The sequence below is a fragment of the Williamsia serinedens genome (genome assembly GCF_024171725.1).
Taxonomy (GTDB): Bacteria; Actinomycetota; Actinomycetes; order Mycobacteriales; family Mycobacteriaceae; genus Williamsia_A; species Williamsia_A serinedens.
Map to the genome: position 1 here is coordinate 1 of NZ_JAMTCG010000026.1, position 1,375 is coordinate 1,375.

The 1,375-nt window shown below is 62.9% G+C and carries 2 protein-coding genes and 1 pseudogene; all 3 read right to left on the reverse strand.

Features of this window, described 5'->3' with window-relative positions:
• Positions 1 to 249 (reverse strand): annotated as a pseudogene (locus LX12_RS21730) (hypothetical protein); the annotation flags it as partial.
• A complete protein-coding gene (locus LX12_RS21735; protein WP_253656704.1) occupies positions 246 to 617 on the reverse strand; it encodes a RusA family crossover junction endodeoxyribonuclease in 372 nt (123 codons plus the stop codon). The pseudogene LX12_RS21730 and the gene LX12_RS21735, both read right to left, overlap by 4 nt.
• The gene (locus LX12_RS21740; RefSeq protein ID WP_253656705.1) at positions 614 to 1,330 is read right to left on the reverse strand and encodes an HNH endonuclease family protein; all 717 of its coding nucleotides are present in this window, start codon (positions 1,328 to 1,330) and stop codon (positions 614 to 616) included. The genes LX12_RS21735 and LX12_RS21740 overlap by 4 nt, the downstream gene beginning before the upstream one ends.
• Positions 1,331 to 1,375: the final 45 nt, after the last annotated feature.

The window sequence follows — 1,375 nt, forward strand, 5'->3', positions numbered from 1 at the left end:
GCACACCATCCGCACCCAGGACACGAGCGTCGCGTGCAGTCCGGTCCAGTCGTCGAGTGCTGCCAGGTTCACGCCGTCGGGCGTGGTGCCGTGCTTGCTGCGCCGGCTTGTCCCTTGCGGCTTGGTGACGCGGTCCATACGGCTCAACGTCACCCCCATCGCCAGCTTCTCGCACAGGGCGGGGATGCGCTTGAGGGATTCCAGCAGCGCGACCTGCTCGTGCATCGGAAGGTAGAACTGCTCGCTCATGCTGCCTCCTGTAGCTGGATCTCGATGCGGGGGTTGGCGCGGTCCACGACGGTCCGCATGGACGTGGATGTGACGTGGGGTGGGCAGTCGTCCTCGAGCACGCCGCATTTCACGAGCGCATCCAAACTCGCCTTCAAAAACGGGCTGAGAGAGTCGCTGTCGCGTCGGCGGTCGTCGGGGGCATGCCAAATGACCGTCACGGTCTGTGGGGCGCTCAGCGTGCCGATGCGGGCCTGCTGCGCGGCGTGACGCACCCGGTACTCCACTTCGGCCTTCGCGTTACGCACCGTCGTCCAGTGCGCGCGCCGCTGATCGTTCGACGTCAAAGGCGGTCTACGAAGTGGGATGCTCAGGATGTAGTCGGTCACGCTGTCCTCCGCCGCCGCTTGGCAATAGCGCAGATGACGGACTCGTCGGTGTCGTAGTCCTCAGCGATGGTCCGCAGCAACTCTCCAGACGCTCGCCGACTTCTGATCCGAGCCACGTCCACGCGCGTGAACCGCATGAAGGGGTGCCTCTCACGACGCGCCTTGTCTGCCATGTTTGTGTCGTTATCGCCCAAATACAGGTGGTCGGGATTGCAGCACTTGGGGTTGTCGCACGTGTGGCAAACGAACCCCAAGCCGGGGTCGCCTTTGTGGATGGCATAGGACAGGCGGTGTGCAAACCACGTCTGGCCCTTCAGGAAGCACCGACCGTATCCGGCCTTGTTGACGTACTCGGTCCATTCCCAGCAGCCTTGGTCCGTAACCGAGACCCGCTCCAGCAGATAGGTCTTACGGTCCGTGACCTCACGGTCAACTTTCGTCAAGTGGTCCGGGTTTACGCAAAGTCTGACCCCGCATGAGTGTCTGATCTCTTCGTCAGAGCCGAGCGCGCCCTTCCATGTCGCGAACGAAACCCGATGAGCCCGAGCACTACGCCCGTCCACATAAGCCCGGCCATAGCCTTGCGCATTGACGCTACCGACCCACATCCAGCATCCGTCTTTACGCTTCTCAAACCTCGCGCTGAGGTAGTCGGCCACTGATTTGGTCATCGAGTCATCCTCACGCTCGTCATGGGTGGCCTCTTCAGCCACACCGTCAGCGTCACCGCGTTGCCCTCTACACGGGCAGACAGGGGG